This window comes from Pseudomonas sp. MWU16-30323 (genome assembly GCF_020515595.1).
GTDB lineage: Bacteria > Pseudomonadota > Gammaproteobacteria > Pseudomonadales > Pseudomonadaceae > Aquipseudomonas > Aquipseudomonas yamanorum.
The window spans coordinates 234,119-258,380 of sequence record NZ_JAIWYM010000005.1 but is presented as its reverse complement, the minus strand read 5'-3'; the positions used below and the strand labels follow the sequence as shown (position 1 = coordinate 258,380).

The 24,262-nt window shown below is 62.0% G+C and carries 19 protein-coding genes and 1 pseudogene; 6 read left to right on the top strand and 14 right to left on the bottom strand.

The window, feature by feature from the left end; translation table 11 throughout:
• Window positions 1-2 precede the first annotated feature (2 nt).
• Together LIY45_RS09065 and LIY45_RS09060 are read right to left on the bottom strand one after the other, a co-directional pair.
• Complete coding sequence (locus tag LIY45_RS09065; RefSeq protein ID WP_226476054.1) at window positions 3-1,268, bottom strand: NupC/NupG family nucleoside CNT transporter; 1,266 nt, start codon at window positions 1,266-1,268, stop codon at window positions 3-5.
• Window positions 1,269-1,322: 54 nt separating this feature from the next.
• Window positions 1,323-1,721: a cytidine deaminase gene (locus tag LIY45_RS09060; protein ID WP_152416432.1), complete on the bottom strand. Its 399-nt coding sequence runs from the start codon at window positions 1,719-1,721 to the stop codon at window positions 1,323-1,325.
• A 229-nt stretch (window positions 1,722-1,950) separates the two neighbouring features.
• On the opposite strand from LIY45_RS09060, the gene LIY45_RS09055 reads away from it, so the two are divergent.
• Window positions 1,951-2,070, top strand: coding sequence for a WGR domain-containing protein (locus LIY45_RS09055; protein ID WP_226476053.1), 120 nt, complete (start codon window positions 1,951-1,953; stop codon window positions 2,068-2,070).
• Here LIY45_RS09055 and LIY45_RS09050 read toward each other — a convergent pair.
• The 3 genes and pseudogenes from LIY45_RS09050 to LIY45_RS30695 form a co-directional block, all read right to left on the bottom strand.
• A complete protein-coding gene (locus LIY45_RS09050) occupies window positions 2,053-2,667 on the bottom strand; it encodes a dTMP kinase (protein ID WP_226476094.1) in 615 nt (204 codons plus the stop codon). The two genes, LIY45_RS09055 and LIY45_RS09050, sit on opposite strands and share 18 nt — an antisense overlap.
• Window positions 2,668-2,765: 98 nt before the next feature.
• Window positions 2,766-2,957, bottom strand: a pseudogene (locus LIY45_RS09045) (LLM class flavin-dependent oxidoreductase); the annotation flags it as partial.
• 116 nt (window positions 2,958-3,073) lie between these two features.
• Window positions 3,074-3,196 carry a hypothetical protein gene (locus LIY45_RS30695; RefSeq protein ID WP_260525269.1) on the bottom strand — a complete coding sequence of 41 codons (123 nt, stop codon included), beginning with the start codon at window positions 3,194-3,196 and terminating at the stop codon, window positions 3,074-3,076.
• Window positions 3,197-3,591: 395 nt separating this feature from the next.
• On the opposite strand from LIY45_RS30695, the gene LIY45_RS09040 reads away from it, so the two are divergent.
• From LIY45_RS09040 to LIY45_RS09030, 3 genes are read left to right on the top strand one after another with little or no spacing between them, the layout of a single operon-like run.
• Window positions 3,592-5,127 (top strand): efflux transporter outer membrane subunit, encoded by a 1,536-nt coding sequence (locus tag LIY45_RS09040; protein ID WP_226476052.1) that lies wholly within the window; start codon window positions 3,592-3,594, stop codon window positions 5,125-5,127.
• A 28-nt stretch (window positions 5,128-5,155) separates the two neighbouring features.
• On the top strand, window positions 5,156-6,343 hold the full coding sequence (locus tag LIY45_RS09035) for an efflux RND transporter periplasmic adaptor subunit (RefSeq protein ID WP_226476051.1): 1,188 nt from the start codon (window positions 5,156-5,158) through the stop codon (window positions 6,341-6,343).
• A 9-nt stretch (window positions 6,344-6,352) separates the two neighbouring features.
• The gene (locus LIY45_RS09030; RefSeq protein WP_226476050.1) at window positions 6,353-9,400 is read left to right on the top strand and encodes an efflux RND transporter permease subunit; all 3,048 of its coding nucleotides are present in this window, start codon (window positions 6,353-6,355) and stop codon (window positions 9,398-9,400) included.
• 116 nt (window positions 9,401-9,516) lie between these two features.
• On the opposite strand, the gene treS is transcribed toward LIY45_RS09030, so the two are convergent.
• Together treS and LIY45_RS09020 are read right to left on the bottom strand one after the other, a co-directional pair.
• Window positions 9,517-11,568, bottom strand: coding sequence for a maltose alpha-D-glucosyltransferase (gene treS / locus LIY45_RS09025; RefSeq protein WP_226476049.1), 2,052 nt, complete (start codon window positions 11,566-11,568; stop codon window positions 9,517-9,519).
• Window positions 11,569-11,690: 122 nt separating this feature from the next.
• A complete protein-coding gene (locus tag LIY45_RS09020; protein ID WP_017480283.1) occupies window positions 11,691-12,473 on the bottom strand; it encodes an SDR family oxidoreductase in 783 nt (260 codons plus the stop codon).
• 128 nt (window positions 12,474-12,601) lie between these two features.
• Here LIY45_RS09020 and LIY45_RS09015 point away from each other — a divergent pair, with 128 nt between their 5' ends.
• The gene (locus tag LIY45_RS09015; RefSeq protein ID WP_017480282.1) at window positions 12,602-13,750 is read left to right on the top strand and encodes an aldose epimerase family protein; all 1,149 of its coding nucleotides are present in this window, start codon (window positions 12,602-12,604) and stop codon (window positions 13,748-13,750) included.
• 56 nt (window positions 13,751-13,806) lie between these two features.
• Here the strand turns inward: LIY45_RS09015 and araH are convergent, their stop codons facing one another.
• The 7 genes from araH to LIY45_RS08980 all read right to left on the bottom strand — a co-directional run bounded on the left by araH (window position 13,807) and on the right by LIY45_RS08980 (window position 22,288).
• Window positions 13,807-14,775, bottom strand: a complete 969-nt coding sequence (gene araH, locus LIY45_RS09010) for an L-arabinose ABC transporter permease AraH (protein ID WP_226476048.1) — start codon at window positions 14,773-14,775, stop codon at window positions 13,807-13,809.
• Window positions 14,776-14,785: 10 nt separating this feature from the next.
• A complete protein-coding gene (gene araG / locus LIY45_RS09005) occupies window positions 14,786-16,327 on the bottom strand; it encodes an L-arabinose ABC transporter ATP-binding protein AraG (protein WP_226476047.1) in 1,542 nt (513 codons plus the stop codon).
• 64 nt (window positions 16,328-16,391) lie between these two features.
• On the bottom strand, window positions 16,392-17,396 hold the full coding sequence (locus LIY45_RS09000; protein ID WP_017480279.1) for a substrate-binding domain-containing protein: 1,005 nt from the start codon (window positions 17,394-17,396) through the stop codon (window positions 16,392-16,394).
• Window positions 17,397-17,444: 48 nt separating this feature from the next.
• Window positions 17,445-18,320 (bottom strand): SMP-30/gluconolactonase/LRE family protein, encoded by an 876-nt coding sequence (locus LIY45_RS08995; protein WP_226476046.1) that lies wholly within the window; start codon window positions 18,318-18,320, stop codon window positions 17,445-17,447.
• 39 nt (window positions 18,321-18,359) lie between these two features.
• The gene (locus tag LIY45_RS08990; RefSeq protein ID WP_226476045.1) at window positions 18,360-19,940 is read right to left on the bottom strand and encodes an aldehyde dehydrogenase (NADP(+)); all 1,581 of its coding nucleotides are present in this window, start codon (window positions 19,938-19,940) and stop codon (window positions 18,360-18,362) included.
• Between the two features lie 11 nt (window positions 19,941-19,951).
• The gene (araD1, locus tag LIY45_RS08985) at window positions 19,952-20,944 is read right to left on the bottom strand and encodes an AraD1 family protein (protein WP_017480276.1); all 993 of its coding nucleotides are present in this window, start codon (window positions 20,942-20,944) and stop codon (window positions 19,952-19,954) included.
• 21 nt (window positions 20,945-20,965) lie between these two features.
• Window positions 20,966-22,288 (bottom strand): MFS transporter, encoded by a 1,323-nt coding sequence (locus LIY45_RS08980; protein ID WP_226476044.1) that lies wholly within the window; start codon window positions 22,286-22,288, stop codon window positions 20,966-20,968.
• Between the two features lie 192 nt (window positions 22,289-22,480).
• Between LIY45_RS08980 and LIY45_RS08975 the strand changes: the two genes are divergently transcribed.
• Window positions 22,481-24,217, top strand: coding sequence for an IlvD/Edd family dehydratase (locus LIY45_RS08975; protein WP_017480274.1), 1,737 nt, complete (start codon window positions 22,481-22,483; stop codon window positions 24,215-24,217).
• Window positions 24,218-24,262 lie beyond the last annotated feature (45 nt).

Here is a 24,262-nt window from a genome sequence, read left to right as displayed (position 1 = left end):
CCTTACAGCGAGATGAAAAAGCCGACAATCGCCGCACTCATCAGATTGGAAAGCGTGCCGCCGATCATGGCCCGCAGGCCCAGCCGCGCCAATTCTTGACGACGTTGCGGGGCGATACCGGTCAGGCCACCGAGTTGAATGGCAATTGAAGACAGGTTGGCAAAGCCGCACAGGGCGAAGGTGACGATTACCTGGGTGTGGACCGACAACAGCGGCACACCGGCTTCCGCGGCCTTGGCCGGGGTCAGGTAGTTGGCCAGGTCGGCATAGGCGACGAACTCGTTGAGGACCAGTTTTTCACCGATAAAACCGCCGGCCATGACCGCCTCGTGCCACGGCACCCCGAGCAGAAAAGCGATGGGCGCCAGTATGTGGCCGAGGACCAGTTGCAAGGTCAACTGCGGGTAGCCAAACCAGTTGCCCGCCCACCCCAGCAGCCCGTTGAACAGGGCGATCAACGCGATAAATGCCAGCAACATGGCACCGACGGACAAGGCCAGGCGCAAGCCGACCTGAGCCCCCTCGGCGGCAGCATCGATGATATTGGTGGGGCGATTCTCGGCCTGTCCCAGCTCCTCGATCACCTGTTCGGTGCGGGCTGATTCGGTCTCCGGCTCCATCAGCTTGGCCATCAACAGCGCCCCCGGTGCCGACATGAAACACGCCGCGATCAGGTACTTGAGTTCCACCCCTAGCCCGGCGTAACCCAACAGCACCGAGCCGGCCACCGCCGCGAAACCACCGACCATCACCGCGAATAACTCCGAGCGCGTCAGCTTGGCAATGAACGGCCGTACCACCAGCGGTACTTCCGACTGACCAATGAAAATCGCCGACGTCACCACCATCGACTCAATGCGGCTGGTGCCCAGCAGCAGGCGCAGGGCGCCGCCCACCAACCGTATGATCCAGCCCATCACGCCGATGTAATACAGCACCGAGATAAAGCTGCCGAAGAACACGATCATCGGCAATACCCGGATCGCGAACACAAACCCACCGCTGCCGAACACTTCAAACATGTGCGGCGAACTCAGGCCGCCAAACAGAAACTCGATGCCTTTGTTCGCGTACAGCTGCAGCGAGGCCACCGCCCCCGATAGCGAGGCCAGCACCGTCTGGCCCCAAGGCACGTACAGGGCAAAAGCGCCGATCAACACCTGGATCAGAAACGCTACCGAGACGGTGCGCCAGTTGATCGAGCGTCGTTGATGAGATAAAGCAATGGCAATGACAATAAGGGTCGCTATTCCGACAAGACTGATCATGCAGGCGTCTCAACAATGGACCAAGCGGACGCAGGCCCAACGGCCTGCCCAGGATTAGAAAGCGTCGAAGGCGCCCGGCAGCAATTGCGCCAGGGTCCAGGTACGCGTGGCCGCCGGGTCACTGCCCTGGCAAATCACCACTGCATCCTTGGCCATCAACTCCAGCATCACCTGGCGGCAGGCACCGCAAGGGCTTATCAGTGAAACGTTGGGTGCATAAACAGCCATCGCCTTGAAACTGCCCGGCGCATGGCCCTGGCTGATGGCGCTGAACAACGCGCTACGCTCGGCACAATTGGTCAGCCCGTAGGAGATGTTCTCCACGTTGCAACCCTGAACCACCTCACCGTCGGCAGTCAGCAACGCCGCGCCGACCGGGAAATGGGAGTAAGGCGAGTACGTGCTCTCGGCGGCCCGCTTTGCCTGTTCCATCAAACGCTCTTCAATTGTCATGCACAGGGTCATCCCATCTTGTTGCGAGCACGGCCAGGGAGGTCGTGACGCTATTGTGTTGTTATTTAAATAACAATAGATGTGAATATTCAATCTTTTTCTGCGCATATGCACAAACATTGCGCAAGCGTGGGCATACGGTGCTGCATCACATCGAAGCGTTGCTAAGGGGTGACGAGGCGCCGCCGCTGCCGGAACCTGAACAGCCAGTGGCGTCACGGAGGCTGAGGTGGTGGTGAACTTCGGTCGCATCGGCACCGAACGCGCCGTGCGCGAAGCGGAAAAGCTGATCGCGGAGAAACTGCGCAAGGGCTATCAAGAGCAGACGCGATCAATCACACCGGGATGATTCAAGGACGTTATAAATCTCGGAAATGACCTGCCGTGTCGCGCCGTCAAGGGTTCCTTCATTACGGCACAACACCCAGCCGTGATCCGCAACCGCTCGCTCGAACGCCTGGGTACAGGCGATGTGTTCTTCCAGCCTGTGGATCACGGTGCTGCTCAGCCCGCGCCGGCGTGCAGCGGCCCTTGCCCATGAAATATCGGGGTCGGTGACCACGCCGACATGCAGGTCCGGCACTTGCACATTTCGATCAATGTTCAGCCGCAGGATGTCTGCCAGCGGGACGCCACGGCGAAACGCGGCATCCGACGGGTACCAGCGGTCAATCAAGACAATGCTGCCTGGCGGCTGTTGAGTCAGCACGTGCCGGGAAATCCAGGCACGGCTCTCAGCGAAGCGCTGACAGACTTCCCACTCCAACTCCCGGCTGGGCGTTCTGGCGAGTTGGTTGACGAGGGCCATTGTTTCACTTCGGTAGGGATCGCTTTTTCTCTCGCACAGCCGGATCACCTTTTTGTTGTCAGCCCTCAGTGCTTTCGTAACGGCTTCCAGCAGTGTGGTTTTGCCGGTGCCCTTGGGCCCATCCAGAGAAACAAACAGCGGACGATTCCTTCTTCAACTAGCGATTGATAATGGATGAACTGTATCTGAATTGCCGGCTGACGGTTCTCACCATTCGGCAAAGGACGCATCTATTGCTGTTCGACTTCACGGGCATGCTCATCAGAATCGCCCACATAAATCTCGGCGCCGGGCATCACCAGCAATTGCGCCGGATCACGGCCATGGTGCACCGCCCTGTCCTTGATATCCCGGTAGAAAGCCTGGCCGTGCTCGATGCTGGCCGCGTGGGTGAAGATCACATCGGCGGTGGCGGCGCCCAAGTCACGTTCCAGCCAGCGCGGCCTTTGCTGATCAGGTCGAGTCATGTCAGTGGCTCCAGCCGATTCAAGTAATGGGATGGCGAGCCCTGGATGCCGCGTGCAAAATACTGATTGCGCATAACCTATTTCGATAAGTAACCGTTACCGGCGTTAGTGCCGGTGCCGATGAAACCTTCAGCCGCCTGGGTTGAGGCGCCAACACCCAACAAAAGAACGGTGAGCAGAATGCGAGAAGCTTTTTTCATGGTGAATCGACGTCCCTTTCGAGGTTAAACCGCGTTTTATCAAGCGGGCACTTTAACGTCATACAGGTCATTCGCGGTATGCCTCCATGCTTGATGCCCCCTACGCAAGATAGTCCGGAACCTCACCGACCCCCGCCCGATAAAGATTCCCTCTATTGGCGGTTACCGCAATCTTGAATTAACGTTCAACGCACCTGACCAACGCGACGTTACCCCAGTCAACCCGCGTCCTTCATGGGCCGGCCTGATGCACCGCCACTCATTGCTCAACCAAACAGTTAACCCGCTGATTAATCAGAGTAAATATGAAAGAGCAGCCTCGGCAGCTTGCATCGGCACCGCAACCAGTGGCGCATATACGCGCCCTTTTTCGACAACCACACCTTCTGGCTCCCTTGAGTCTGCTGTGCATCGCCCTCGCGGGTTGTACGGTCGGGCCGGATTTCACGCGGCCCGATGTGCCGGCGAATGCCGATTACTCACGAGAAAAACTCTCTGCCACCGCCAAGGCCGATATCGACGCCGGCGGCGCAGCGCAGCGGCTGATCGCGGGGATGGATATTCCCGGGCAATGGTGGACGCTGTTCCGCTCACCGGCCCTGAATGCCCTGGTGGAAGAAGCCTTGCGTGCCAACCCGGATGTCACCGCCGCTCAGGCCGCGTTGCGCCAGGCTAATGAACTGGTCTATGCCGACCAGGCGTCGCTCTTCCCTTCCGTCAGCGGCAATGTGCAGAAGGCCCGCGAGAAAGTCTCAGGCGTCACCTCGGGCATCCCGGAATCGCCGATTCTCACGGTGAGCTCGGCATCGCTGAGTGTGTCCTATGCGCCGGACGTGTTCGGCGGTACGCGCCGGCAAATCGAATCCACCTCGGCCCAGGCCGAGTACGAGCGCTTCCAGCTGGAGGCGACGTATCTCACCTTGACCTCCAACGTGGTCAATACGGCGGTCAGTCTGGCGTCGATACGCGATCAAGTCGCCGCCACCGAAGAAATCATCCGGATCCAGGGTGGCCAGCTCGACCTCCTGCAGGCGCAGCGCCGGCTGGGGGCCATCGGCGACACCGACGTGCTCACGCAGCAGACCGCACTGGCGCAAACCCGTGCCAGCCTGCCGCCCCTGCAAAAGCAATTGGCGCAGACCCGCAACCAGTTGATGGCCTACCTCGGCCGGTTTCCCAATCAGGACCGGGATGAGCGCTTCAACCTGGCCTCCCTGCACCTGCCGGAAGAACTGCCCCTCAGCCTGCCTTCGGCCATCGTCGGCCAGCGGCCGGACGTGCGTTCTGCCCAGGCGCAACTGCATCAGGCCAGCGCGAACATTGGTGTCGCCGTGGCCAATCAGTTACCCCAGTTCAGCATTACCGGGTCCGTGGGCTCCACGGTGGCCAGCGGGACTAAATTGTTTTCGGCGGGCAGTGGCGTCTGGAGCCTGGCCGGGTCGATCACCCAACCGATCTTTGATGCCGGCGCACTGGAGCATCGCAAACGCGCCGCCGTGGCGGCCTATGACGAATCGGCAGCGCGCTACCGTGGCACGGTGATCGGTGCGTTCCAGGACGTGGCCAACGCGCTGCGGGCGCTGGAGGCCGATGCCGATGCGCTCAACCAGCAGGTGGTGGCCGAGCGCTCTGCCCAAGCCAACCTGGACCTGGTGCAGGCGCAGTTCAAGCTCGGTGCCGTGGCCTACATCAACCTGCTTACGGCCCAGCAAAGCTACCAGAACACCGTGCTGGCCCGCGTCAAGGCCCAGGCTTCCCGTTACAGCGATACCACGGCGCTCTTCCAGGCATTGGGTGGCGGGTGGTGGAACCGAACCGATGTGGACCCTGCCACCAAGGGCCGGCCTGATCGCTTCGGCCTGCCGTCGTGGAACGAGATCATGCCGGCCAAAAACAAGGCAGCGCCTGCCGATTCGGCACGGTTCGACTGAACTGAAATCTGAAACAGCGAGAACACCCATGGCTGACGTCATTACTGCCTCTCCCCTGCCACCCGAGCCCGGCGCACCGCGCAAGCGTCGACTGTGGCGGCCGATGCTCATCATGATCGTGGTGGTGCTGGTGATTGTGGCGATCATTGCCGGGGTGAAGTTCGTGCAGATTTCGGCGCTGATCGCCCAGTCGAAAATGCCCAGGCCCGCCTCCGTGGTCACGGCCATGAAGGTGCCGTTCAGCGATTGGCAACCGAATGTCAGCGCCGTGGGGTCGATGAAGGCGGTCAGAGGGGTGGATGTGACCACGGAAGTGGGCGGCATCGTGCGCACCATCGGCTTTACGCCTGGGCAAGAGGTGGCGGCCCAGGCGCTGCTGGTGCAGTTGAATGCCGACTCGGACATCGCGCAACTGCATTCCCTGGAAGCAACGGCTGATTTGGCGGTGATCGTCCTCAAGCGTGACAAGGCGCAACTGGCGGTCAACGCCATCTCCCAGGCACAAGTGGACACTGACACCGCCGACCTGAAAGCCAAGCTTGCTGCCGCCGAACAACAGCGCGCACTGGTGGCGAAAAAGACCATACGTGCACCGTTCGCCGGGCGCATCGGGATCACCAGCGTCAACCCGGGCCAATACCTCAACCCCGGCGACAAGATCGCCACCCTGCAGACCTTTGATCCGATCTACATCGACTTCACGGTGCCCCAGACCCAACTGGAGGCGATCGCCATCGGCCAGGGGGTTTCTGTGACGGCCGACGGCCTGACCAATCAAACCTTCACCGGCAAGGTCAGCACCATCGACACCCAGTTCGACTCGACCACGCGCAACGTCACGGTGGAAGCGACCGTCGACAACCCCAAACAAAGTCTCGTGCCCGGGATGTTTGCCCGCGCCGTGGTCAACTCTGGTGCGACGCAGCGCTACCTCACCGTGCCGCAGACATCGGTGACCTACAACCCCTACGGCACCACGGTGTTCATCGCCACATCGAGCAAGGACGACAAGGGTGAGGAAGTGCTCACCGCGCAACAAACCTTTATCAAGACCGGGCCCACCCGGGGCGACCAGGTGGCGATCCTGTCGGGCGTGAAGGAAGGCGACCTGCTGATCACCAGCGGCCAGATGAAGCTCAAGAATGGCTCGCCGGTGAAGGTCGATAACAGCGCCGCGCCGCTGAACGATCCTGCGCCGACTCCCCAAGAACACTAAAGGTGTCCCATGAAGCTTACCGATACCTTTATTCAGCGGCCGGTCTGGGCGATTGTCGTCTCGCTGTTCATCCTGATCCTGGGGCTGCGCTCGATCTTCGAATTGCCGGTGAACCAATGGCCACGCACCGAAAACACCGTGGTCACCATCACCACCGCTTACTACGGCGCGGACGCGTCCACGGTAGCCGGCTTTATCACCCAGCCGCTTGAGTCGGCCATCGCCCAGGCCCAGGGCATCGACTACCTGTCTTCAACGAGCATCACCGGCGTCTCGACCATTACCGCCACACTGCGATTGAACTACGACGCCAGCAAGGCGCTTACCGAGATCAATACCCAGGTCAACTCGGTCAAGAACCAACTGCCGGCACAGTCCCAGGAGCCGGTGCTGACGGTGGCGGTCGGGCAGACCACTGACGCCATGTACCTGGGCTTCTACAGCGACACCCTGGCCACCAATAACATCACCGATTACCTGGTGCGGGTGGTCAAGCCCAAGCTGGACTCGATCCAGGGCGTGCAAACCGCAGAAATCCTCGGCGGGCGTCAGTTTGCCCTGCGCGCCTGGATGGACCCGGACAAACTCGCCGCACATAACGTGACCGCCCAGGACGTGTCCACCGCCCTGGCCAACAACAACTACCTGTCTGCGGTCGGCTCCACCCGCGGGCAAACGGTGACGGTCGACCTGACGGCCGGGACCGATTTGCACACGGTGGATGAATTCAAGCGGCTGGTGATCAAACAGAAAGGCGATGCCCTGGTGTACCTGGAGGACGTGGCCACCGTCACCCTCGGCGCTGAAAGCTACGACAGCAGCGTGGCGTTTTCCGGCAAGCGTTCGGTGTTCATCGGCATCAAGACAGCGCCGACTGCAAACATCCTGACGGTGGCCGACAGCGTGCGCGAGGCCTTCCCCGAGCTGCAATCCCAGTTGCCCACCGGGGTACGCGGCGAGATCGTGTATGACTCCACGGCGTTCATCAACACCTCGATTTATGAGGTGGTGAAGACCCTCGTCGAGGCGATGATCATTGTGTCGGTGGTGATCTACCTGTTCCTCGGCTCGTTCCGTGCGGTGATCGTGCCGTTGGTGGCGATCCCGCTGTCCCTGGTGGGGACCTTCTTCATCATGTACCTGCTGGGGTACTCGATTAACCTGCTGACCCTGCTCGCCCTGGTACTGGCGATCGGCCTGGTGGTGGACGACGCGATTATCGTGGTGGAAAACGTCGACCGGCATATCAAGGAGGAAGGCAAAGGCGTGCTCGAGGCTGCGCTGGTCGCGGCACGGGAACTGGGTGGCCCGATCGTTGCGATGACCGTGGTGCTGATCGCCGCGTACGTGCCCATCGGGCTGCGCAGCGGGCTTACCGGTGCGCTGTTCAAGGAGTTCTGCTTCTCCCTGGCAGGTGCCGTGACTGTATCGGCCGTGGTGGCGTTGACGCTTTCGCCGATGATGACTTCCCGGCTGTTCAAGACCGGGCAGGAAGAAGGTCGTTTCGCCCGCAAGCTCGATCAGTACTTTGACGGGTTGCGGGGTCGTTATCACCGCGTGCTCTCAGGCGGCCTGAACGTGTGGCCGGTGCTGGTGACATTTGGCTTTGTGCTGTTCCTGCTGGTGGCCGCCAGTGGCATGACCGCCAAAAGCGAACTGTCGCCCACCGAGGACCAGGGGCTGGTGTTCATGCAGATCAAAGGCCCGCCCACCGCCTCGCCGCAGCAGATGGAGCGGATTGCCGACCAGGCTTTCCAGATCGCCAACAAAGAGCCTGAATACGCGCAGATGTTCCAGTTGACCGGGCTGCCGATCCTCAACCAGGGCCTGGGCGGTGTGCTGCTGAAAAACTGGGGCGACCGCACACGCTCCCAGGCCCAACTGATCCTGGATCTCCAGCAAAAATGGAACCAGGTGCCAGGCGCTACCATTGCAGCCTTCCCGTTGCCGTCGCTGCCGGGTGCCCAAGGGTTGCCGGTGCAGTTTGTGATCACCACCACCGACTCGGTGGAAAACCTGAATGAAGTCGCCCAGGCCGTGGTGGCCGAGGCCCAGAAACAACAGCTGTTCTATTTCTCCGACATGGACCTGAAACTCGACAAGCCACAAGCCAAGCTGGTGGTGGACCGGGAAAAAATTGCCGCGCTGGGCATGACCCAGGCCGACGTCGGTGCGGCGTTGTCCGCTGCACTCGGTGGCAACTACGTGAACTACTTCTCCACTGCCGGGCGCTCGTACAAAGTCATTCCCCAGGTGTTGCAGGTTGATCGCCTCAACCCCGACCAGATTCTCGATTACTACATCCGCACGCCATCCGGCAGCATGATCCAGGCGCGCACCGTGGCGCATATCGAAACCTCGACCCAGCCGGAATCCATCAACCACTTCCAGCAACTCAACTCGGCGACCTTGTCGGGTGTGAGCGGCGTGGCCCAAGGCGAACTGCTGGCAAAACTGAACACCATCCTGACCAACGTTGCACCTTCGGGCTACACCTCGGACTTTTCCGGCGAGTCGCGCCAGTTCATGCAAGAGTCCGGCGGGTTCTTTGGGTTGCTGATGTTCTCGATCCTGATCGTGTACCTGGCCCTGGCCTTCCAGTTCGAGAGCTTCCGCGACCCGGTGGTGATCCTGTTCTCGGTGCCCCCTGCTCTCTTTGGTGCGCTGGCGTTTATCACCATGGGGTTTGCCTCGATCAACGTGTACACCCAGGTGGGCCTGGTGACGTTGCTGGGGTTGATCACCAAGCACGGGATCCTGATCGTGCAGTTTGCCAACGAGCTGCAGCGCGCCGGTCACAGCAAGCGTGAGGCGATAGAAGAAGCCGCCGGCGTGCGTCTGCGGCCGATCCTGATGACCACCGCCGCCATGGTGCTGGGCGTGGTGCCGCTGGTGTGGGCCTCCGGCGCCGGGGCTGCGGGACGGCATGACATGGGCCTGGTGATCTTCGCCGGGTTGTCGATCGGTACCGTGCTGACGCTGTTCATGGTGCCGGCGATGTATATGTTTATTGGCTCCACACACCGTCAGGAGGCGAAGCAGCCGGTCCCCGTGTAGGAGCGAGCTTGCTCGCGAAGAACCTGAGGGCGCCGCGTTCATTCTGAATGCCCGCGTCATCGTTAACGTCCTTCGCGAGCAAGCTCGCTCCTACAGTGGATCAGTGGGTCAGTGGTTCAGATCACTACCCGCAGCGCCAAGCCTTCATACGCATCCAGGGTGATGGTGAAATCACCCTCGGGCGTCAGGTCGCCTTCCACCCGCTCATTGATGATGTCCACCACCGGGCCCGGCGCGATATTGGGCAGGTGCAGGGTTTCCGTAATCGGCGTCGAGCCGAAGTTCAGTGCGGTGATCTGGGTACCTTTGCCCGCCGGCAGTTCGTGCACCATGATCAACAGCCCCGGGTGCTGCACATCCGGCACCAGGATCTGGCGGCTGGCGGCGATGTCGTAGGCACGGCGCACGGCGAGGATTCTTTGCAACTGCGAGGCGAACGAGTCCGGGTCGGCTAGTTGGCTGATCAGGCTGCCGTACAAGGTCTTGGGGCGTGGCATCTGCCCGGCGGATTGCTCCGCCTCCGGATTCAGGTCCACCAGGTCATAGGCGCCACGATGGATCCAGCGTGTGTCGCCATCGAGCATCAAGTGGGCCACCTCCTCCGCCGGTAACGGCAATGCGCCCACCAGGTCCCAGCCGGACAGTGCAAACACTCCCGGTTGCATCGCGTTGTACATCACCAGCAGCAGGTGAATCTGGCGGATCTGCTGGATATCCGCCGGGGTAATCGCCTCGAGGTCGCGAATCCCCAGTGCCGCCGTGATGATGCTGGCGGTGGTGCAGGACACGCCATTGGTCACGAACTTCAGGTTATAGGGTGCGTGTTCGCCGGCCAGGCGTTCGTACATCTGCTCGCGGATATGCTCGCGCAGGATGCCGCCGGGAAAGGTCTGCCCCTGATAGAGGTAGGTGTCATGGGCGTGCAGGGTCCAGAAGTGCACCAGTTCCAGGGTCAGCTCGTCATGGTTCTGCAAGGCATGGATCAGCGAGCCAGGGTCGATGCCCTGGGTGTGCATCTCCCGCAGCATCAGGCGCAGGAATTCGGTGTCGCCCATCAGTAAGGCGTGCTGATACGCCGGCCGGGTGATGAAGTCGTAGGACAGGTCGGCGCCGCCGTGGGACATGGCGGCGATGTCGTCCACCGTCAGGTTCAGTTCCTGGAAGCTGAAACCGCCCGCCTTGCGAATCGCGCCCCCCAGGATCTGGTTGCCGGTGATAGACAGCGGATGGCTTTCGGACCAGGCGTTACCTTCCAGTTTACGTTCCACGCCGAGGAAACCGTTGGCGTCCAGGCGCAGGATTTTCGCGCCCATCACGTCGATGGCGTGCAAGGCGTCGCCAATGATCATCTGCTGCGCAGCGAAGGTCGGGTCCAGCCAGTTCAGGGACGGCTGCCCTTCCTTGAAGTAATGCAGGTACACCCAACGCCGGGGCTTGCCGTCCACGCCGATCACCACGTCGGTGGCGCTCCAGTCGGTTTCCTTGACCCCGGGCTCGAAGAAGATCACCCGTTGCAACTGGCCGACGATGTAGTGCTTGTCCCTGAGTACGTCCACCTGCTGCGGGCTGAGGTTCTGCGCATCGCGGCCCTCGCTGATGTCGGGCAGCAGCGGCCAGTCTTCTTCGCGGATCTCCACCATGTGGTAGAGCCCGGGATAGTCTTCGTAGGCCATCTCGGCCAGGCGGAAGTCCGCGCCCTTGCCGGTGTGGGACGGGATCACGTCGTCGATGATCACCGCGTTGTGCGCGGCGGCCATGCGGGCCAGTGCCTGAAGCTGGGCTTCGGTGCCCAGTTGCGGGTCGATGTCGAAGCTGATGCGGTCGAAATTGCCGTCAATGGTCGGGGTGTGCTCGGTGCCGGACAGACCGCCCGAGCGTTTCAATGGGCCGTTGTGAATGCCCTGGATGCCGATTTTTGACAGCGCGTGCCACAAGGTTTCATCCCCCAGGGCCTCCAGTACGCTGCCGTTCTCGCGGGTGACGATGGACGCCGGGTAGGCCGTGAACCACACCGACGACAGGGCTGAAGCATCACGGGGCCGGGTATGGGCATACGGCTGTTGCCACAACCGGCCCTGCCCCGAGTAGAGCCTGGCGCGCTGCTTCGCAGCCTGCAGCATCGATTGTTCCACCAGCCAGGCCACGTGTTTCTTATCGGCGTCCGTCATAAATCAATCACCTGAACCCATGAAGTAGTCGGTTGCGGTGGCTGCATGTGAACCACCGTTCGTTACTGTATGAGGCCCCGGGCGACGATTCGTTGCATCCGGGATGGCGACCCTTCCCCGGCCTAGACCCAGCCACCGTCCACAATGAAGTTCTGTGCGGTGCACATCGCCGACACATCAGAGGCCAGGAACAGCGCCATATTGGCGATATGTTGCGGCTCCACACTGCCCGGCAGGCACTGGCTGCGGGCGATCAATTCCCGGGCCGCGTCATCCACCCACATCGCCAGTTGTTTCTCGGTCATCACCCAGCCGGGCACCAGTGTATTGACCCGGATCCGGCTCGGGCCCAGTTCCCGCGCCAGGGCCCGGGTCATGCCGTGGGCAGCGGCTTTGCTGGCGGCGTATACCGGGTAGCCGCTGGAAGCCATCATCCAGCCAATGGAGCCCAGGTTGATGATCGACCCACCGCCGGCGGCCTTCATCATCGGCACCACGGCCCGTGCCGCGAAAAAGGCGTGCTTCAGGTTGACCGAGATCAGTTGGTCGAACCGCTCTGAATCGATGTCATCCAGGGTGTGCCGAACGTCGTTGGCGGCATTGTTCACCAGCACGTCGATCGGCCCAAGGCTCTGCGCCAGGCACGCTATCGCGGCCTTGTAAGCGATCTCGTCGGTGATGTCGCAATGGGCGAATTCGACGGCATGGCCCTCGGCCGACAATATCGCCGCCAAGCGGTCACCCTGCCCTTGCGCCCGGTCCACGAACGCGACCTTGGCCCCCTGGCGTGCGAAGGCACGCACCATCGACTCGCCGATCCCGGAAGCACCACCGGAGATCAACACGGTTTTATCCCGCAGGTCCGGGTACATCGCTTGGGCGCCGGGCTGTTTTTCAGTGTTCATGGGGCAGTCACTCCGCTGTATTTAGTCTTATTTTATATTGCATGTTTCGCGATATTGGCTATAAATCAGCCTTGCAACCGAATAAATAGTAGAACTATTTAATTAACAACAATAAAGGTAGCTCAGTCATGCGGCAATCCCGATTCCTGCTTACCGGCCTCGGCCTCTCCCTGGCGATGGCCAGCCTAGGCGCTCAGGCGGCTGGCTTGTCCAGCGAACACAAACCTTTCGGCAAAACCAACGACGGCACTGCTGTCGAGCAGTACGTGTTGCGCAACAGCCATGGCGTACAAGCCACGGTGATCACCTACGGCGCTGTGTTGCAGTCGCTTAAGGTACCGGACAAACACGGCCAGTTCGCCGACGTGGTACTGGGCTTCGATGACGTCCAGGGCTACCAGGCCGGCACCGCGTTCTTTGGTGCGACCATTGGCCGTTTTGGCAACCGCCTGGCCAAGGGCAGCTTTGAACTGGACGGCAAACGCTATCAAGTGCCCCTCAACGATGGGCCGAACTCGCTGCATGGCGGCCCCCAGGGTTTCGACAAGCACGTGTGGAAAGCCCAGCCGGTCAAGCAAGACGACTCGGTGGGCGTGACCCTGAGCTACCTGTCGAAAGACGGCGAGATGGGCTTTCCCGGCAACCTGAAAGTGGATGTCACCTATAGCCTCAACGACAAAAACGAACTGCACATCGACTACAAGGCCACCACCGACAAACCCACGGTGCTGAACCTCACCAACCACAGTTACTTCAACCTCGCCGGCGCCGGTAACGGTGACGTGCTCAAGCAGCTGGCCACCTTGCACGCCAGCCATTACACACCAGTCAACAGCACCTTGATTCCCACGGGTGAACTGGCCCCGGTGGCCGGTACACCGATGGACTTTCTCAAGCCCACCGCCATCGGCCAGCACATCAAGGACGATCATCCCCAACTGAAATTCGCCGAGCCGAAACAAGGCGGCTTTGACTTCAACTGGGTGCTGGATGCCAAGGGTGATATCGGCAAACTGGCCGCCGACGTTCGTGACCCGCAGTCCGGTCGGCGCTTGCAGCTGTATACCAGTGAACCCGGTGTGCAGTTCTATACCAGCAACTTCCTCGACGGCTCGATCAAGGGCAAAGGCGGCAAACCATATGCCCACTGGAGCGCGTTTACCCTGGAAACCCAGCATTTTCCTGACGGGCCCAACCAGCCGAATTTCCCCTCAACCCGCCTGGATCCCGGCCAGACCTACACCCAAAACACCGTCCTGAAATTCTCCGCCGACTGAATCAGCTTGATCGTTCCCACGCACAGCGTGGGAACGATCGCAGCTCCTCCCAAGGATCAGCGTTGTTTCATACGGTCGATCACCACCGCCAGCAGCAGGATCGAGCCGCGGATCACGTACTGATAGAAGGTGTCGATGTTCTTCAGGTTCATCGCGTTCTCGATGATCGCCAGAATCAGCACCCCGGCAATCACGTGGCGAATCATGCCGACCCCGCCGCTCAATGACACCCCGCCCAGCACGCAGGCAGAAATCACCGTCAACTCGAAACCCTGGCCAATCATCGGCTGCCCCGAGGTCATGCGCGAAGCAAGGATCACGCCGGCCAAGGCGCCGATCACCCCGTGCACCGCGAAGATGACGATCTTGGTGCGATCGACGTTCACCCCCGCCAGCAACGCGGCCTCCGGGTTGCCGCCGATGGCCATGGTGTTGCGCCCGTAAGTGGTGTAGTTGAGCAGCCAGCCGAAGAACAGGAAGCACAGGATGGTGATCAGGATCGGCACCGGCACGCCAAACAACTGGCCGTTGCCGAACACGAAGAACCCGTCCTGGGAGACGCCCACCGCCTTGCCATTGGCAAAGATATAGGCCAGGCCGCGCACGATCTGCATGGTCGCCAGCGTGGTGATAAGCGCATTCACCCGCAACTTGGCGATCACGATTCCGTTGATCAACCCCACCACCAGGCCCATCAGCAGTGCGGCACCGATGCCGAGCAAGACGCTGTCGGTGTCGCGCATCACGATCGCCGCCACGACCCCGGCGCAGGCAATCACCGAGCCCACGGACAGGTCGAAATGCCCTGACGCCAGGCAATACAGCATGGTGCACGCGGCAATCCCGGTGGTGGAGATCGCCAGCCCAAGGCCGCGCATATTGAGCGGCGACAGGAAGTTGTCGATCAGCAAGGTGCAGAGCACGAAGATCCCCACCGCGGCCATCAGCATCGCCCAGTTGTCGAGCAGGCTGCGCAGGTCCAGCGGTTTGCGCGCTGTGGGCACAGCCGTGTTTTGGCTTGTCATAGTCACCTCGTCAGTTCCCCTGGCCAGCGGCGCGTTGGCGCGGCAGGGCCATTTGCAGCAAGTTGGATTCATTGGCGTGTTCGCGGCTCATCTCACCGCACATCGCGCCTTCACACAGCACCAGGATGCGGTCGGAAATGCCCATCACCTCCATCAGGTCGCTGGACACCACAATCACCGCAATGCCGCGAGCGGCCAGGTCATGGATGATCTGGTAAATCTCGGCCTTGGCGCCGATATCGATGCCACGGGTAGGCTCGTCGAGCAGCAGGACTTTCATCGGCATCGACAGCCACCGCCCGAGAATCGCCTTTTGCTGATTGCCGCCGGACAGGTACATGATCTTCTGTGCAGCCGTGGGCGTCTTGACCTTCAGCGCCTTGATCTGCGTGGCGGCGTTGTCTTTCTCCCAGCCACCGCGCAACAACCAGCCAAAGCGCGAATGGGCACTGCGCGCGCTGATATTGATGTTCTCGGCGACACTGGACAGCGGCACGATGCCCTCCTTCTTGCGGTCCTCGGGGCACAGCAAAATACCGGCGTCGATGGCGTCACGGGGTGAACGCAGGCGCAGCGCATCGCCGCACAACTCAAGGCTGCCGGCGCTGTTGCGCTCAAGACCGCCCAGCAGCCGCAGCAACTCGGTACGCCCGGCGCCCACCAACCCGAACAGGCCGAGAATCTCGCCCTGGTGCACCTCGAAACTCACCGGTTCACGCAAGCCAGGGCCCTGCAAGCCATTGACCTTGAGGGCCACCGCACCCCGCTCGCGGGGCCGGTAGTCGTAGATGTCCTGAATGTCGCGACCGACCATGCAGGTCACCAGTTGATCGTGGGTCAGCGTGCTCATGTCCTCGAACGTGCGCACGTAGCGGCCGTCCTTGAACACCGTCACCGCGTTGCAGATGCGGAACACCTCCTCCATGCGATGGGACACGTACAGCACCACTTTGCCCTCGTCCCGCAGGCGACCGATGATTGCCATCAGGCGGTCGATCTCCCGCGCTGACAGGCTGCTGGTGGGTTCGTCGAACGCAATCACATGGGCGCCACGGGACAGCGCCTTGGCGATTTCCACCAACTGGCGCTGGCCCAGGGACAGGCGGCCGACTTTCTCCTGGGGATCGATTTCATCCGCCAGGCCCTTGAGGCACGCCAATGCCTGTTGGCGCAACGCGCTGCGATTGATCAAGCCAAAGTTGGCCGGCAGATGCCCGAGGAACAGGTTTTCGGCGACGCTCATTTCCGGCACCAGGTGCAGCTCCTGGTGGATCACCGCGACGCCGCTGGCGATGCTGTCCGCCGCGCACTTGAAGGCCATGGTGTGCGCGCCGATCTGGACGCTGCCGGTGCTCGGCACATAGGCGCCACCGAGGATTTTCAGCAGCGTGGATTTACCGGCGCCGTTCTCGCCCATCAAGCCGTGGACTTGCCCCGGGTGGGCGCTGAAGCTGATGCCATCCAGCGCCTTGACCCCGGGAAACGCCTTGCCGATACCGTTGAAACACAAGCTGGCGCCGGTGTTGTCGGGTTGTTTCTGTTGCGCGTGCATAACCACCTCGTCACACAGGTCAGGCGACCCTGTCAGCAGGGCCGCCGGGGAACGTCAGCGGTCTTCAGTTCCACAGACCGATCTTTTCCAGCTCCTGCTTGAAGTTCTCGCGGGTGATCAGCGTCACCTCGTCCATCGCGGTGTACTTCGGTGGTTCCTTGCCGGTGGTGACCCACTCGAACATCATGCTTGCGGTGTTGTAGCCCTCGATGTGCGGGCTGGGCAGCATGGAGCCGAAGAATCCGCTGTTGGCTTTCTTCAACTCGCCGATGGCGTCGGTGCCGTTGATCCCGATGCCGATGACATTGGCAGCGGCAAAGCCGGCGCTTTCGGTGGCGCGCACGCCGCCGAGCACCGTGTTGTCATTCATGCCGCCGATGATCAGGTTTTTCGCACCGCTGGGCAGTTTCACCAGTGCCGAGTTGGTGGCGTCCATGCTGCCGGGGACGTCGAGGGTCTTGAGGGCGGCATACAGGATGTGGTCGTCCGGAATACCCGCGGCCTTCAGGGATTTGACCGAGCCGTCGGTGCGCTTTTTGCCGGTGTCGAGTTCGTTGTAGGTGTTGATCACGGCATAGGTGTCTTTCCAGTCCCAGCCGCGTTTTTTCGCTTCAGCGGCCATGGCACTGCCCTGCTTCTCGCCCACTTCAAACGCGGCCATGCCCAGGTAAGGCACGTCTTCCATGAAGTTGCCCTTGGCGTCCACAAACCGGTCATCCACGGCGATCACTTTCAAGCCATTGGCTTTGGCCTTGGCCATGATGGCCGGGCCGAGGGACACGTCCGGCGGGCAAATCACAAAACCCTTGGCGCCGTTGGCCGCCAGGCTGTCGATGGCCGAGAGGGTTTTCTCGCCGTCGGGCACGGCGATCTTGATCACTTCAAAGCCCTTGTCCTTGCCGGCCTTTTCGGCGAAGGCCCATTCGGTCTGGAACCAGGGCTCTTCGGCCTGCTTGACCAGAAAGCCGATCTTCACCGGCTCGGCCGCCAGCAACAGGCTGCTCAGGCTGACGGCGGATACCGCCACAGCGGCGCAGCACAGGGAACGGATACCACGACGACGATTCATAGGGTGACTCCTTGTTGTTGTATTTGAATGCGTTAAACAGCCTGTTGGTTATCCTGCAAAGCGGTGACAGATTTTCCCCGGTACATCGACCTCCATCGCCAGCACCGCACCGTCCAGCGGGTGATCCAGCGGGCTGGCGGCACTGGTGATGTACAAGGTCTTGAGGTCCGGGCCTGCGAACACGCAACTGGTGGGACGGCTGACCGGCAGCTCGATCACCCGGTCGACTTCACCGCCCGGCGTCAAGCGCAGCAGGCAACTGCCGTCCCAGCGGGCGTTCCAGATATAGCCTTCGGCGTCCATGGCCGAGCCGTCCGGGCCACCCCGGGAGTGAGGCCCGAACCAGAGCTGCGCGGGTGCGAGCAGGCCCTCTTGATTAATCGGATATTGATAGAGCGTGCCGTCCAGGCTGTCGCCGAAATGCACATGGGTGGCGGCGTCGTTCCACAGCAAGGTGTTGGGAATCCCCAGGCCTTGCAGCAGCGGCGTGACCTGCCCGTCGGCATCGACCCGGAACAGGCCGCCGGAACGCCGCAGCACCGGCAAGTCTTCACCCTGCTCGCCGATGTTGTTCTGCATGGTGCCCAGCCACAGCCGGCCCTGAGCATCGCAACGGGCTTCGTTGGCACGGTTGCCCGGTTGCGGGTCAGCGACGCAGAGCAAGGTCAGGCGTGGATCCCTTGGTGCCGAATCGAGGTCGAGGCGATACACGCCACTGCTCAGGGTTACCAGCGCATCGCCGCTGGCACACGGGATAAAGGCCGAGACGGGCTCAGGCAGTTGCCAGGTGTGCAGTTGCCCGTCTTTCAGGCGTAACGCCTGCTGGCCGATGATATCCACCCAATACAGCGCCTGGCCCTGCTCGTCCCAGAACGGGCCTTCGCCCAGCCGAGCGCGGTGCGGTGTGACGGCATTCCACGACATGAAACCTCCTGCTTTCTTGTTGTTTTCAGGTGGTACCGGTTACAGCGCGTCCCGCGACGGCTGCCCATCTACCAGACGCTGAATGCGCAACGGGTTGGCATTCTTCAGCGCGTCGGGGAGCAGGCTATCAGGGTAGTTCTGAAAGCACACAGGTCGCAGAAAACGCTCGATTGCCAGGGTGCCCACCGAGGTGCCACGGGCATCGGACGTTGCAGGGTACGGCCCGCCGTGGACCATCGCGTCACACACCTCGACGCCCGTGGGGTAACCGTTGAGCAGGATGCGGCCGACCTTTTGTTCCAGCAGCGGCGTCAACTCACCAAACTGGGTGAAATCTGCCGGCTCGCCAATGATCGTCGCCGTCAGTTGGCCGTGCAGGCCGTGCAACGCGGCACTCAATTGCGCCTGATCAGCGACTTCCACGAACACGGTGGTGGGGCCGAACACTTCTTCCTGCAGCACTTCATCGCCGTTGATCAGCAGGCTGGCATCCGCTTTGAACAGCTGTGGCTGCGCCTGATTGCCGGCCTGCGCCTGGCCCGCCAGGTGCTCGATGCCTGGATGGGCGAGAAGTGTGTGCAGGCCTTTGCCGTAGCTGCTCAAGGTGCCGGCATTGAGCATGGTTTGCGCCGGTTGGTCGCCGATCAGTTGGGCGACCTGTTGGGTGAAGGCTGTGAACGCTGGCGATGCAATCCCGATCACCAGGCCTGGGTTCGTGCAGAACTGGCCACACCCTTGCACCACCGACGCCACCAGGTCGCGGGCGATGGTGTCTGCCCGGGTTTGCAGGGCCTGGGGCAAGACGATCACCGGGTTGATGCTGGACATCTCGGCGAACACCGGGATCGGCTGCGGGCGTGCCGCCGCCATATCACACAGGGCCCGGCCCCCCTTGAGCGAGCCGGTGAACCCCACGGCGCGGATCGCCGGGTGCTTGACCAGTGCTTCACCCACCCCACCGCCGAAGATCATGTTGAACACGCCGTCGGGCATCCCGGTGCTCTGCGCCGCCCGCAGGATCGCATCGGCGACACGCTCGGCAGTGGCCATGTGGCCGCTGTGGGCCTTGAACACCACCGGGCAGCCGGCCGCCAGCGCGGCGGCGGTGTCACCACCGGCAGTGGAAAAAGCCAAGGGAAAATTGCTTGCGCCGAACACCGCGACCGGCCCGAGACCGATGCGGTATTGGCGCAAGTCCGGGCGTGGCAAGGGCTGACGATCCGGCAGCGCCAGATCGATCCGCGCCCCGTAGAAATCACCGCGCCGCAGCACCTTGGCGAACAGCCGCATCTGGCCGCTGGTGCGGCCGCGTTCGCCCTGGATACGTCCGGCGGGCAATGCCGTTTCGCGGCAGACCAGGGCGATAAAGTCATCGCCAAGGACGTCCAGCTCATCGGCTATCGCCTCCAGGAACGACGCACGATGTTGCGCGCTCAGGCTGCGATAGGCCGGGTAAGCCGCCGCTGCGGCGTTGGCTGCGGCGTCGACTTCCTGCGCCGTCGCCTGGTAGAAATCATAAGGCAACGCTTCGCCGGTAGTGGCGTCGACGCTGTGCAGTGTGACGCTGCCGGCAGCGCTACGCTGGCCGCCGATGTAGTTGTGGCCGTAAATCCGGGTCATGCCTGTCTCCTTCAAAGGGTGCCTATGCCGCCAGGTGCCACGCCGCCATTGGCCACGGCAATGCCGTTGATCAAGGGCGCGCCGAATTCGGCCTGGCTGATTTCAAACACATCGCCTGGCTGGGTACGAATGCCGTCGGCAAACGATAAGGTTGCGGTGCCGAAAAAGTGGATATGCACATCCCCTGGGCGCAGGAACTGGGTGTATTTGAAATGGTGGTATTCAAGGTTCTCGAGGCTGTGGCACATGTTGGCTTCGCCACTGAGGAATTCGTGCTGCCACAGCACCTCGCCGTTGCGCAGGATACGGCTGGTGCCCGCCAGGTGCTGGGGCAGTTCACCCAGGCGCAATTCGGGACCATAGCTGCAACTGCGCAATTTGGAGTGGGCCAGATACAGGTAATTCTTGCGTTCCATCACGTGGTCGGAAAACTCGTTGCCCACCGCGTAGCCCAGGCGATACGGCTTGCTGTCGTGACCAATTACGTACAGCCCGGCAATTTCCGGCTCTTCACCGGCGTCTTCGGCAAACGCCGGCCACGGAAATGGCTGGCCCGGGCGCACCACGATGCTGCCGTCGCCTTTGTAGAACCACTCCGGTTGTACACCGGTCTGGCCAGAAGCGGGCTTGCCGCCCTCCACGCCCCATTTGAAGATGCGCATGCTGTCGGTCATCGCGCTTTCGTCACTGGCGTTCTGGTGCATCTTGTCCCGCGCCGACGCACTGCCCAAGTGGGTCAAGCCGGTACCGCTGACCAGCGTGTGCGCCGGGTCCGGGTGATCCAGCGGTGGCAGGATCCTGTGCCCGGCCAGCAGTTCGGCGTAGGCGTGGCGCTCGCCCAGGCCGAGGTGGTCTATGTGCTGTTGCAAGGTCACGCCGGCCTCGATGGCGGCGAGTGCCAGGTCGCGTACCGTGCGTGCGGCGCGCACTTCGCGTACCTGATCGCCCTCGACCACGCCCACCCGGCGTTCGCCGTTGTTCAATTCAAACTGCACTAACCCCATGAGTGTTCTCCTGATTGCCAATTAAGTACGGGTGGCGCCACGGGCGCTGGCGGCGAACGAGTCCGGCGGCAGTACGTGCTTGCGCTCCAGCAGCCGATAGACCACAGCCGTCAGCACCACCCCGAACAGCATCACGCACGCCAGGAAGTACAGGCCCGACGCAAGGTTGCCGGTGTACTCCTTGAGGGCGCCGATCACGAACGGCCCGATGTAGCCGCCGAGGTTGCCCACCGAGTTGATCAAGGCGATGCCCGCCGCTGCACTCGCGCCGGCAAAGAAACGTCCCGGCAAGGTCCAGAACACCGCCGTGCAAGAGAACAGCGCGAACGCCACCAGGCACAGCGCTGCCAGTTGCCACAGCGGCGCTGTCAGCCAGGCGCTGAGGAACAGGCCGATGGCGCCCAACACGTAGAGCACCGCGAGGTGGCCGTAGCGATCATTCAGGCGATCGGAACTGCGCGGGACGATCAGCAGACCGATGATCCCGAAGATGTAGGGCACCGCCGACACGAACCCGGTGGTCAGGTCGCTGCCGCCGAACTGCTTGATCAAGGTCGGCAGCCACAGGCCCAGGCCATAAATGCTCAAGGTCACCGGCAGGTAGAACAGCGCCAGCAGCAACACGCGTTTGTCCTTCAGGGCATGCAGCGGGTTGCCGTGCCGGGTCTGGCCGTAGGCTTGCAGGTCTTTGGCCAGCTCGCCGGTGAGCCAGTCCTTCTCGGCCTGGTCCATCCATTTGACCTGTTGCGGGCCGTCCGGCAGGTAACGCAGCACCGGCCAGGTCAGCAGGATCGCCGGGGTGCCGATGACGATGAACAACCACTGCCAGCCGTGCAGGCCGAGGATCCCGTCCATGCCGAGCAAGCCGCCCGCCACGGGGCCGGTGATCATCATGGCGATGGGCTGGGACAGGATGAACAACCCGAGGATCTTGCCGCGGTGGCGCACCGGGAACCATTGGGTGATGTAGTAGAGGACACCCGGGAAGAACCCGGCTTCGGCGGCGCCCAGCAGAAAGCGCATCACATAGAAACTGTGGGGACCCTGGACGAACGCCATGCCGATGGTGATGGCGCCCCAGGTGACCATGATCCGCGCAAACCAGCGCCGGGCACCGAAACGGTCGAGCATCAGGTTGCTGGGGATTTCCAACAGGAAGTAACCAATAAAGAACAGCCCTGCCCCCAAGCCATACGCCGCATCGCCGATGCCGACATCCGCGCCCATGTGCAATTTGGCGAAGCCCACGGCCGAGCGATCCACGTAGGCAATCAGGTACAGCAAGATCAGGAAGGGAATCAGTTTCAGCGTGATGCGACGTATCAGCCGCTGTTCCTGGCTCATGTGAGCAGTCTCCGATTGTTATTTTTATAGAGCGTTGCGGGTCGCCTCTCGCGAAAAACCGCCAGGGCCAGGCCTCGTTGAATCGGACTATATAGTAATACTATTTAATCAACAATACTTCCAAAGCTTCGAATTTGCGCCTATGTTAAGCCAGGATTAGATCGATATAGTCTTACAATAAGAGAGTCAGCCATGTCCGAGAAAAAGCCCGTCCTGCGCTCCGCCAGCTGGTTTGGTACCGCCGATAAAAACGGCTTCATGTACCGCAGCTGGATGAAAAACCAGGGAATTGCCGATCATCAGTTCCATGGCAAGCCGATCATCGGGATCTGCAACACCTGGTCGGAACTGACGCCCTGCAACGCGCACTTCCGCCAGATTGCCGAGCATGTGAAACGCGGCGTGATCGAAGCCGGTGGCTTTCCCGTGGAGTTCCCGGTGTTTTCCAACGGCGAATCGAACCTGCGCCCCACCGCGATGCTCACCCGCAACCTGGCCAGCATGGACGTGGAGGAAGCCATACGCGGCAACCCCATCGACGGCGTGGTGCTGCTGACCGGCTGTGACAAAACCACCCCGGCGCTATTGATGGGTGCCGCCAGTTGCGACGTGCCGGCAATCGTTGTCACCGGCGGGCCGATGCTCAACGGCAAGCACAAGGGCCAGGACATCGGCTCGGGCACCGTGGTGTGGCAGCTCAGCGAACAGGTCAAGGCGGGCACCATCACCCTCGATGATTTCCTCGCGGCCGAAGGCGGCATGTCCCGCTCGGCAGGCACCTGCAACACCATGGGCACCGCCTCGACCATGGCCTGCATGGCCGAAGCCCTCGGCACTTCCCTGCCCCACAACGCGGCGATTCCGGCGGTGGACGCGCGGCGTTATGTGCTGGCGCACATGTCCGGCATGCGTGCGGTGGAGATGGTGCGTGAAGACTTGAAACTGTCGAAGATCCTGACCAAGGAGGCGTTCGAAAACGCGATCCGTGTGAACGCGGCCATCGGCGGCTCCACCAACGCGGTGATTCACTTGAAAGCCATCGCCGGGCGTATCGGCGTCGAGCTCGACCTGGACGACTGGACCCGCATGGGTCGCGGCATGCCGACCATTGTCGACCTGCAGCCATCCGGGCGCTTCCTGATGGAAGAGTTCTACTACGCCGGCGGCCTGCCAGCCGTGCTGCGCCGCCTCGGTGAAGCCAATCTGATCCCGCACCCGAACGCCTTGACCGTCAACGGCAAGTCCCTTGGGGAAAACACCCGGGAAGCGCCGATCTACGGCCAGGACGAAGTGATCCGCACCCTCGACAACCCGATCCGCGCCGACGGCGGCATTTGTGTGCTGCGGGGCAACCTCGCGCCACTCGGTGCAGTACTCAAGCCTTCGGCTGCCAGCCCCGAACTGATGCAGCATCGCGGGCGTGCAGTCGTATTCGAGAACTTCGACATGTACAAGGAGCGGATCAACGACCCGGAGCTGGACGTGGATGCCAACTCGATCCTGGTGATGAAAAACTGCGGGCCCAAGGGTTACCCGGGCATGGCGGAAGTCGGCAACATGGGCTTGCCGGCGAAACTGCTGGCCCAGGGCGTGACCGACATGGTGCGGATTTCTGATGCACGCATGAGCGGCACGGCCTACGGCACCGTGGTGCTGCACGTGGCGCCGGAAGCGGCGGCCGGCGGTCCATTGGCGACGGTGAAGGAAGGCGATTGGATCGAACTCGATTGCGCCAACGGCCGCCTGCACCTGGACATCCCGGACGCCGAACTGGCGGCGCGCATGGCCGACCTCGCACCGCCGCAGCAGCTGATTGTCGGGGGCTACCGGCAGTTGTACATCGACCATGTACTGCAGGCCGACCAGGGCTGCGACTTCGACTTCCTGGTGGGTTGCCGTGGTGCGGAAGTGCCGCGTCATTCCCACTAATTGGGACGGGAGCAGTGCTATGATGCCGCGTATTTCGCCAGAGTA

Excerpts from the sequence above, each read along its gene's own strand:
- treS (WP_226476049.1), bottom strand. The coding sequence starts at position 11,568 with ATGACGGACGCCGATAAGAAACACGTGGCCTGGCTGGTGGAACAATCG.
- araG (WP_226476047.1), bottom strand. The coding sequence starts at position 16,327 with ATGCACGCGCAACAGAAACAACCCGACAACACCGGCGCCAGCTTGTGT.
- LIY45_RS08990 (WP_226476045.1), bottom strand. The coding sequence starts at position 19,940 with ATGACCCGGATTTACGGCCACAACTACATCGGCGGCCAGCGTAGCGCT.
- LIY45_RS30695 (WP_260525269.1), bottom strand. The coding sequence starts at position 3,196 with ATGAAAAAAGCTTCTCGCATTCTGCTCACCGTTCTTTTGTTGGGTGTT.
- LIY45_RS09000 (WP_017480279.1), bottom strand. The coding sequence starts at position 17,396 with ATGAATCGTCGTCGTGGTATCCGTTCCCTGTGCTGCGCCGCTGTGGCG.
- LIY45_RS09060 (WP_152416432.1), bottom strand. The coding sequence starts at position 1,721 with ATGACAATTGAAGAGCGTTTGATGGAACAGGCAAAGCGGGCCGCCGAG.
- LIY45_RS09030 (WP_226476050.1), top strand. The coding sequence starts at position 6,353 with ATGAAGCTTACCGATACCTTTATTCAGCGGCCGGTCTGGGCGATTGTC.
- LIY45_RS09035 (WP_226476051.1), top strand. The coding sequence starts at position 5,156 with ATGGCTGACGTCATTACTGCCTCTCCCCTGCCACCCGAGCCCGGCGCA.
- LIY45_RS08980 (WP_226476044.1), bottom strand. The coding sequence starts at position 22,288 with ATGAGCCAGGAACAGCGGCTGATACGTCGCATCACGCTGAAACTGATT.
- LIY45_RS08975 (WP_017480274.1), top strand. The coding sequence starts at position 22,481 with ATGTCCGAGAAAAAGCCCGTCCTGCGCTCCGCCAGCTGGTTTGGTACC.
- LIY45_RS09015 (WP_017480282.1), top strand. The coding sequence starts at position 12,602 with ATGCGGCAATCCCGATTCCTGCTTACCGGCCTCGGCCTCTCCCTGGCG.
- araH (WP_226476048.1), bottom strand. The coding sequence starts at position 14,775 with ATGACAAGCCAAAACACGGCTGTGCCCACAGCGCGCAAACCGCTGGAC.
- LIY45_RS09065 (WP_226476054.1), bottom strand. The coding sequence starts at position 1,268 with ATGATCAGTCTTGTCGGAATAGCGACCCTTATTGTCATTGCCATTGCT.
- LIY45_RS09020 (WP_017480283.1), bottom strand. The coding sequence starts at position 12,473 with ATGAACACTGAAAAACAGCCCGGCGCCCAAGCGATGTACCCGGACCTG.
- araD1 (WP_017480276.1), bottom strand. The coding sequence starts at position 20,944 with ATGGGGTTAGTGCAGTTTGAATTGAACAACGGCGAACGCCGGGTGGGC.
- LIY45_RS08995 (WP_226476046.1), bottom strand. The coding sequence starts at position 18,320 with ATGTCGTGGAATGCCGTCACACCGCACCGCGCTCGGCTGGGCGAAGGC.